Raw genomic sequence first — 8,105 nt, 5'->3', positions numbered from 1 at the left:
GCCGTGCCAGTCCCCGTGCGAGCAAGGCCGCATCGGGGCGGATCGTCAACCTACCGAGCCCTGCGGTGCCGGTCAAACCGAGCATCCGGAGAGGTGCTCGCAGGCAGGAAAAGTAACGATAGCGAGGTTCTGCGAGGATGTCAACCCCGGAGGTGAGCAAGGGCGAACCCTACGACCCGCTCCCGGGCTCCTTGTCATCGATAACCACCAGATAGCGCTGCTTCTTCCCTCGCCGGAGCATCACGAACCGATCGTGGAGCACGTCGGCAGGTCCGAGGTGTCTCGGCTCGCGGAGCGCCTCGTCGTTCACGTAGAGCCCCGCCTGGGCGATCAGCCTCCTCCCCTCCCCCTTCGAGCCCACCAACCCGATCCTGGCCACCAGGTCGACGACGTCCACGCCGAGCACCTCGCCGCGGGCCAGGTGGGCAGTCGGCATGGCGTCGACGAGCGCTTCCAGTTCGGGGGGCGCCAGGTCCGCGACCGCGCGGGTGAAGCCTGACGAAGCCTGCTCGGCTTCCCTCGCAGCCACCGGCCCGTGCACCAGCTCGGTCACCTCTCGAGCCAGGCGGCGCTGGGCGAATCGTTCCTCCGGGTGCTCCTCGTGCTTCGCCATGATGCCGGCGATCTCCTCGAGCGGCAGGAGGGTCAACTGCTTGAGGAAGCGCTCGACATCCTGATCGTCGCACCGCACGAAGTACTGGAAGAAGTCGTACGGCGACGTGCGATCCGGGTCCAGCCACACGGCTCCGGTCGCCGTCTTGCCGAACTTGGTCCCATCTGCCTTGGTGATGAGCGGCACCGTCAGAGCGTGCACGCTGACCCCTTGCTTCCGGCGTATGAGGTCCACGCCGGCGGTGATGTTCCCCCACTGGTCGGATCCTCCGACCTGCATCTCGCAGTCCAGGTGCTGGTACAGCCAGTGGAAGTCATTCGCCTGGAGCAGCATGTAGCTGAACTCCGTGAACGAGATGCCGTGCTCGCTGGCGACCCGAGCTCGGATGGACTCCTTGGCCAGCATGGTGTTGACGGTGACGTACTTCCCGACGTCACGGAGGAACTCGAGCACGCCCATCGGCGCTGTCCACTCGCGGTTGTCGACGAGTAGGGCCTGGTTCGGGCCCGGGGTGAAGTCCAGGAACTGCTCGAGCTGGTGCTTGATTGCCATCACGTTCCGATCCAGCGTGGCCTGGTCGAGCAGGTTGCGTTCCTCGGAGCGACCACCGGGGTCGCCGATCATGCCGGTGGCACCGCCGGCGAGCGCGATGGGCCGGTGGCCGAAGAGCTGGAACCGTCGCAGCAGGAGCAACGGGACCAGGTTGCCCACGTGAAGGCTCTCGGCAGTCGGGTCGAAACCGCAGTAGACGGTGATGGGCCCATCCTCCAGGCGAGCGCGGAGCAGATCAGGATCGGTCGTGTCGTGGACCAGCCCGCGCTCGATCAGGTCACCGAGCACCGCACCGCCCGACCATGAGCTGTGATCGTCCATGGCCGCCCACTCTTTCCCTCCCGGGAGCGCCCGTCCACTCCATGGCTGGGCGCGACCGTTCCGCCGTTTGGCCCCATGCTGGCCCCCACGCCACAGTGGACCTCATGAGCACCGCATCGCCGGGCTCCCCGAGCACCCCCCTCGGAACCCTCATGGGCCGGGCCATCGTGGTCGTGATCGTCCTCGGTTCGGCCTTGCTGTGGATCTACGCCCTGACCCGCTCCCCGGGGAAGCCCCCGGGGAGCCTCGACGACCCCTCGTTCGGCGCGGCCGCCGAGCCGATCTGCGCCTCCGCCCAGGCCCGCCTCGTTGATCTTCCCCCGGCCTTCGAAGCCCCTGAGCCAGCAGCGCGGGCGGCAACGATCTCGAGCGCCACCGAGGCGCTCCAGGCGATGGTGGACGGCCTGCGATCGATCGCCCCGTCAAGGGGTACCCGTGACGGGGACATGGTGGCGGAATGGCTCGATGACTGGCAGACCTATCTGGGAGACCGTCGGGCCCATGCTGCCCGCTTGGCCGAAGAGGGGGACGTACGGTTCTACGTCACCGAGAAAGAGGGTCGGCAGATCACCGCGCCCATCGACCGCTTCGCGCAGGTCAACCACATGCCCTCCTGCGCGACCCCGGGTGACCTCGGCTGACGAGCGCAGGCGCACGCGTTCGACAGGCCAGTTGCACCGTGGGCGCGTTCCGGCAGGCCGAACGCGTGCCCCAGCACGCGTTTGACAGGCCAGAACGCGCGAGCGCGTAGCCGGCGGTCGATCAGGATCAAGGGCGCGACACGTTCGGATCGCCGGGCACGTACCACCGCCAGGGATGCTCGGCGCCGGCGCTTAGCCCGATGCGGGTGCTCACGATCGGTGCCTCCGGTGGCGGGGTGCCGTCGTCGAGCACCGTCACTCCCCGGTCGCCGGTCACCAGGTCGGCACCGTCGTAGCTGCCGTCCAGACCGAGGGCTTGGCAGAGCTTCGCGGGGCCGCTGCAGAGGTCCTCGTCCCGCCGGGCCCGCCGGCGCGCCGCGTACATGGCGTCGAGACCCTCGAGCGGCGCCGCGCCCCGCAGCAGCACGGCGGTCGCCGTGCCCTCCTCCCCGCAGACCACGTTCGCGCACCAGTGCATCCCGTAGGTGAAGTAGACGTACAGGTGGCCGGGTGGCCCGAACATGGTGCGGTTCCGGCGGGTCTCACCCCGGTACGCATGGCTACCCGGATCCTCCGCACCCGCGTAGGCCTCGACCTCCACGATGCGAGCCACCCGCCCGTCGTGGACCAGCAACTTGTTGAGCAGTGCCGGGGCGACCTGGCGGCTGTCGTCACGGTAGAAGGACCGCGGGAGCCGCTGCCCTGGCAGGCGGCCGGAGTCGCTCACGCCGAGAGCCATGCCCCGATGCGATCGCACCGCATCGACCGCATCAGCTCAACGTCCCTCCCCCAGCCGCTCCCGATCGGCCGCCACCCGCTCACGGAACCGCTCGAGCTGGGCCGCCACCGGCTCCGGGCCCGCGCCCCCCGGGCTGGTGCGGCGCCGCACCGCCACCCCCTCCGCCAGGAGCGCTGCCGCATCAAGGCCCAGGTCCGGGTGTTGCCCGACCAGCTCCGCCAGGGATCGACCCTCGGTGAGCGAACGGCGCACCAGTGCCCCGACCGTGGCATGGGCCTCCCGGAACGGCGTGCCTCTCGCCACCAGCCACTCCGCCAGGTCGGTTGCTGAGGATGTCGCGGTGTCGGCCGCGGCCCGCATGGCCTCGACGTCGAACTGCACGGTCCGCAAGAGCCCCGCCATCGCGCCCAGAGCCAACTCGACCTGGTCGAGCGCATCGAAGAGTGGCTCCTTGTCCTCCTGCAGGTCGCGGTTGTAGGCCAGCGGGAGACCCTTCAAGGTGGCGAGGAACCCGGTGAGGTCACCGATGAGCCGGCCGCTCTTGCCCCGTGCGAGCTCAGCGATGTCGGGGTTCTTCTTCTGAGGAAGCATCGAGCTGCCTGTCGCATAGGCGTCATCGAGGTGGACGAACCTGAACTCCTCGCTCGACCACAGGACGATCTCCTCCCCGATCCGGGACAGGTGCACCCCGACCATCGCCAGGTCGAACAGCACCTCGGCCACGAAATCCCGATCGCTGACCGCGTCGAGGCTGTTGTCGAACACCGCGGCGAAGCCGAGCTCGGCCGCGACACCGGCGGGGTCGAGTCTGAGCGACGATCCGGCGAGGGCCCCGGCACCGAGCGGCGACACATCGAGGCGCCGGCGGGTGTCGAGCAGGCGGTCGACGTCGCGCGACAACGCCCACCCGTGCGCCAGCAGGTGGTGGGCGAGCAGGACCGGCTGTGCCCTCTGCAGATGGGTGTAACCGGGCAGGTAGGCCTCAGCGGCCTCCACCGCCCTCGCCAACAACACCTCCTGCAGCTCGAGGAGCCGGGACCCGATGCGGTACACGGCTCGCTTGGTGTACAGGCGCAGGTCGGTCGCCACCTGATCGTTGCGGCTGCGACCGGTGTGGAGCTTCGCCCCGGCGGCGCCGGCGAGCTCGGTGACCCGCCGCTCGATGGCGGTGTGGATGTCCTCGTCCGAGGGGACGAACACGAAGCTCCCCGCCTCCAGCTCGCTCTCCACCTGGTCGAGCGCGCGGAGCACCATGCTCGCTTCGCCGTCCGTGAGCACGCCGGCTCGCACCAGGCCTCTGACGTGGGCCCGCGACCCCTGCAGGTCGTCCGCGGCCAACCGCTGGTCGAACGGCAAGCTGACCGTGAACGCCAGCAGCTCCTCGGCGGGGCCGCCCTCGAACCGGCCGTGCCACAGCGTGCTCATCGCTCAGCTCCGCGCCGACTGGCGTGCGGCCCAGGTCTGGATCCCGAGCCCCCACAGGCGTACGAATCCCTCGGAGTCGGCGTGGTTGAAGCTGTCAGCGGCGTCGTAGGTAGCCAGCCCGTAGTCGTAGAGGCTGAACTCGCTGCGCCGCCCGACCACGAAGCAGCGACCCGGCTCGAGTCGCAGCCGGACCTCACCGGTCACGTACCGCTGGCTGGCGTCGACGAAGGCGTCGAGCGCCTCCTTGAGAGGCGAGTACCACATCCCGTCGTAGACCAGATCCGCGTAGCGCGGTTCGAGACGCTGCTTCTCGTGGAGGAGGTCCCGCTCGAGGGTGATGCTCTCCAGATCGCGGTGCGCATCGATCAACGCCAGCGCGCCCGGTGCCTCGTAGGTCTCGCGGCTCTTGATGCCCACCCGGCGGTTCTCGACCATGTCGAGCCGCCCCCAGCCGTAGCCACCGACGACGGTGTTGAGCTCGGTGATCAGCTCGTGCAACGGGCGCTCCACACCGTCGATTCGCACCGGCACACCCTCCTCGAAGGCGATGACCACTTCCCGGGCCTCGCTGGCCGTGGGCACCGTCATGCTCCACACCCCCTCGGGCGGCCGGGCCCAGGGATCCTCCATCTCACCGCATTCGATGGCTCTGCCCCACAGGTTGTCATCGATCGAGTAGAGCTTCTCCTTCGTGGCGGCGACGGGGATGCCGTGCGCGGCCGCGTACTCGATCGACATCTCCCTGGTCATCCCCCAGTGGCGGACCGGAGCCAGGATCTCCAGGTCGGGCGCCAGGGCCCGGGCGGCCACCTCGAAACGCACCTGATCGTTGCCCTTGCCGGTGCAGCCGTGTGCGACGGCATCGGCTCCGTGCTCCCGGGCGGCACGGACGAGGTGCCGCACGATCACCGGACGCGAGAGCGCGGAGACCAGCGGGTAGCGACCCTCGTACAGCGCGTTCGCCTTGAGCGCCGGCGCCAGGAAGTCACGAGCGAACTCCTCCCGGCAGTCCACGACGATCGCCTCGACCGCGCCGGCCGCGAACGCTTTCGCCTGTAGACCGTCCCAGTCCGCCTCCTGACCGACATCACAAGCCACGGTGATCACCTCGACGCCATAGTTCTCGATCATCCACCGGACCGCGACGGAGGTGTCGAGACCTCCGCTGTAGGCGAGGACTGCGCGCTTGGTCATGACGTTCTCTCTTCCTGCGGGAGTTCCATCAACACGAACGAGCCGGGCGTCACAAGCCGGCGAGATCTGCGAGCATGCCGGCCAGGGCCGCACCCTCGATCCCTTCGGCCGCGACCACGATGAGGGTGTCGTCGCCGGCCACCGTACCGATCACCTCCGGCAGCCCCGCCCGGTCGAGCGCCGAGCCCACCACGTGGGCCGACCCGGGCGGAGTTCGCAAGACCACCAGGTTCCCGGACGACGCGACCTCCACCACCCAGTCGCCGAACACCCGCCGGAGATGGTCATCCGGTGCTCGCTGCTCCTTGGGCAGGGCCGGGATCGCATAGGCGGTCTCGCCACCGGGAACCCGCACCTTGATCGCTCCGAGCTCGTCGAGGTCCCGCGACACCGTGGCCTGCGTGGCGACCACTCCCTCGGCCGCCAGCAGCTCGACGAGTTGGGCCTGGCTGCGGACACGGTGCTGCTCGATCAGCTTCGCGACCAGGTGCTGGCGCTGCCGCTTCCCCAGCCTGGTCCCCTCCACGCGGTGGCCCGCCGGCGAGCCCGCGGTCACGGCGCCACCCCGAGCAACCAGGCCAGCAGGCCCCGGGCGGCGTGCATCCGGTTCTCCGCCTGCGGCCACACCCGGCTCCGCGGGCCTTCGAGCACCTCCGCGGTCACCTCCTCGCCTCGATGAGCGGGCAGGCAGTGGAGGAAGACGGCCGACGGGGACGCCGCGTCCAGCAGCGCCGTGTCCACCGTGAAGCCCGCGAACACCCGGCGTCGCTCAGCCGCTTCGTCTTCCTGACCCATCGAGGCCCACACGTCCGTGTACACCGCGTCGGCGCCACGGACCGCGTCGAACGGCTCGGTGGTGAGCTGCGGCTCCACACCTGTGGCCCGGATGCGCTGGATGTCGACCTCGGCCAGCTCGTAGCCGGGAGGCGACGCCACGCGCACCTGCATCCCCATCATGCCCGCCGCGATGGCGAGCGAGCGGCACACGTTGTTGCCGTCGCCGACGTACGCGATGGTGCGACCGGAAAGCGCACCGAAGGCGTCCTCCAGCGTGAGCAGGTCGGCCAGGGCCTGCATCGGGTGGGCTGCGTCGGAGAGCAGGTTCACGACCGGGACCGGCGAGACGCTCGCCATCCGCTCGACCCTCGAGTGCTCGAACACCCGGGCGGCAATGACCGCGTGGTAGCAGGCCAACGTCCGGGTGACGTCCTCGACGGTCTCCCGCACGTCGAGGCCCACCTCGTCCGGCCTGATGGTCACCGGGTGCCCCCCGAGCTGCACCACCGCCATCTCCATGGAGTTGCGGGTCCGGGCCGAGGGCTTCTCGAACACCAGCGCCACGCCCCGGCGGAGCAGCACCGCCGGAAGGTCGCGGCGGCGAGCGAGTGCCAGCACCGCCACCAGCTCGTCGGGAGTGAGATCGTCGACCTCCAGCAGGTGCTTCACCCGAGCGCCTCCTCAGCGAACACCCGCTCCAGGATGGTGATCGCCTCGTCGATCTCGCCGTCGCTCAGCAGCAGCGGGGGCGCGAACCGCAAGGCCGAGGGCGACACCGCGTTCACCACCAGCCCGGCCCGGAGTGCGCCGGCCGCGACCCGGCGGGCATCCAGTCGGGGCTCGAGCTCGGCGGCCACCAGCAGGCCGAGCCCACGGACTTCCCGCACCTGGGGCAGCGCGTCGAGCCGGTCGCGTAGCTGTGCACCCGCCGCCGTGGCCCGCGCCGGCACGTTCTCCCGCTCCATCACCTCCAGCACCGCTCGCGCTGCCGCGGCCGCGAGTGGCTGGCCCCCGTAGGTCGTCGCATGGTCGCCGGGCTCGAAGGCGCTGGCCACCTCCCGGCGGGCCCAGCACGCCCCGATCGGCATGCCGTTGCCCAGTGCCTTGGCCATGGTGACCACATCGGGCGCCACGTTGAAGTGCTGGTGCCCGAACCACCGGCCGGTGCGCCCGAGACCGGTCTGCACCTCGTCGACCATGAACAGCACCCCACGCTCGTCGCAGAGCCGGCGCACCCCTCGGAAGTACGCCTCATCGGCGGGGTGGACGCCGCCCTCACCCTGGACCGGCTCCAGCAGCACCGCGGCGACCGAGGAATCGAGCGCGTCATCCAGCGCGCCGAGGTCGTTCCAGGCGACGTGGCGGAACCCCTCAGGAAGGGGCTGGAACGCCTCGTGCTTCTGCGGTTGGCCGGTGGCGTGCAAGGTGGCGAGCGTGCGCCCGTGGAACGACCCGTAGGCACTGACGACGGCGTAGCGGCCACGTCCTCCCCACTTGCGGGCTAGCTTGATCGCGGCTTCGTTCGCCTCGGCACCGGAGTTGCAGAAGAACACCTGCCCGCCTCCGCCCAGCAGCCGGTCGAGGGTCAGGGCCACCTCACATGCCGATTCGGTGGCGAACAGGTTGGAGACGTGCACGAGGGTGTGCGCCTGCCGGGCGATGGCCTCGGCGACCTCCGGGTGGGCGTGGCCGAGGCTGACCACCGCCAGCCCCGCGAGGAAGTCGAGGTAGCGGTTCCCGGCCCGGTCCCACAGGATCGTCCCCTGACCCCGCACGAACTGCACGGTGGGCGCCGCGTAGGTGGGCATGAAGGGGCAGTGTTCGAGGTCCGCCGGAGCGCCCG

General features: G+C 70.2%; 8 protein-coding genes. 1 reads left to right on the top strand and 7 read right to left on the bottom strand.

Features of this window, described 5'->3' with window-relative positions:
• Positions 1-169: 169 nt before the first annotated feature.
• The gene (gene tyrS / locus HZF19_RS06070; RefSeq protein WP_208027858.1) at positions 170-1,486 is read right to left on the bottom strand and encodes a tyrosine--tRNA ligase; all 1,317 of its coding nucleotides are present in this window, start codon (positions 1,484-1,486) and stop codon (positions 170-172) included.
• 104 nt (positions 1,487-1,590) lie between these two features.
• Here tyrS and HZF19_RS06065 point away from each other — a divergent pair, with 104 nt between their 5' ends.
• Positions 1,591-2,127 carry a hypothetical protein gene (locus HZF19_RS06065; protein WP_208027857.1) on the top strand — a complete coding sequence of 179 codons (537 nt, stop codon included), beginning with the start codon at positions 1,591-1,593 and terminating at the stop codon, positions 2,125-2,127.
• Positions 2,128-2,254: 127 nt separating this feature from the next.
• Here HZF19_RS06065 and HZF19_RS06060 read toward each other — a convergent pair whose 3' ends face one another.
• From HZF19_RS06060 to HZF19_RS06035, 6 genes are read right to left on the bottom strand one after another with little or no spacing between them, the layout of a single operon-like run.
• The gene (locus tag HZF19_RS06060) at positions 2,255-2,866 is read right to left on the bottom strand and encodes a DNA-3-methyladenine glycosylase (protein WP_208027856.1); all 612 of its coding nucleotides are present in this window, start codon (positions 2,864-2,866) and stop codon (positions 2,255-2,257) included.
• Positions 2,867-2,902: 36 nt separating this feature from the next.
• Entirely contained in the window at positions 2,903-4,291 is a 1,389-nt protein-coding gene (gene argH, locus HZF19_RS06055) for an argininosuccinate lyase (RefSeq protein ID WP_208027855.1), read from the bottom strand.
• A gap of 3 nt (positions 4,292-4,294) precedes the next feature.
• The gene (locus HZF19_RS06050) at positions 4,295-5,485 is read right to left on the bottom strand and encodes an argininosuccinate synthase (RefSeq protein WP_208027854.1); all 1,191 of its coding nucleotides are present in this window, start codon (positions 5,483-5,485) and stop codon (positions 4,295-4,297) included.
• 49 nt (positions 5,486-5,534) lie between these two features.
• Positions 5,535-6,041 carry an arginine repressor gene (argR, locus tag HZF19_RS06045; protein ID WP_307781152.1) on the bottom strand — a complete coding sequence of 169 codons (507 nt, stop codon included), beginning with the start codon at positions 6,039-6,041 and terminating at the stop codon, positions 5,535-5,537.
• Positions 6,038-6,931, bottom strand: a complete 894-nt coding sequence (argF, locus tag HZF19_RS06040; protein ID WP_208027853.1) for an ornithine carbamoyltransferase — start codon at positions 6,929-6,931, stop codon at positions 6,038-6,040. The genes argR and argF overlap by 4 nt, the downstream gene beginning before the upstream one ends.
• Positions 6,928-8,070, bottom strand: a complete 1,143-nt coding sequence (locus HZF19_RS06035) for an acetylornithine transaminase (protein ID WP_208027852.1) — start codon at positions 8,068-8,070, stop codon at positions 6,928-6,930. Before HZF19_RS06035 ends, argF begins: the two co-directional genes overlap by 4 nt.
• Positions 8,071-8,105 lie beyond the last annotated feature (35 nt).

It is taken from the genome of Rhabdothermincola sediminis, assembly GCF_014805525.1.
In the GTDB taxonomy this organism is placed as follows: Bacteria; Actinomycetota; Acidimicrobiia; order Acidimicrobiales; family Acidimicrobilacustridaceae; genus Rhabdothermincola; species Rhabdothermincola sediminis.
This window is presented reverse-complemented; position numbering and strand designations above follow the sequence as displayed.

Bases quoted from the DNA above. Each gene is read 5' to 3' on its own strand.
- tyrS (WP_208027858.1), bottom strand. From the start codon at position 1,486: ATGGACGATCACAGCTCATGGTCGGGCGGTGCGGTGCTCGGTGACCTG.
- HZF19_RS06065 (WP_208027857.1), top strand. From the start codon at position 1,591: ATGAGCACCGCATCGCCGGGCTCCCCGAGCACCCCCCTCGGAACCCTC.
- HZF19_RS06050 (WP_208027854.1), bottom strand. From the start codon at position 5,485: ATGACCAAGCGCGCAGTCCTCGCCTACAGCGGAGGTCTCGACACCTCC.
- HZF19_RS06060 (WP_208027856.1), bottom strand. From the start codon at position 2,866: ATGGCTCTCGGCGTGAGCGACTCCGGCCGCCTGCCAGGGCAGCGGCTC.
- HZF19_RS06035 (WP_208027852.1), bottom strand. From the start codon at position 8,070: ATGCCCACCTACGCGGCGCCCACCGTGCAGTTCGTGCGGGGTCAGGGG.
- argH (WP_208027855.1), bottom strand. From the start codon at position 4,291: ATGAGCACGCTGTGGCACGGCCGGTTCGAGGGCGGCCCCGCCGAGGAG.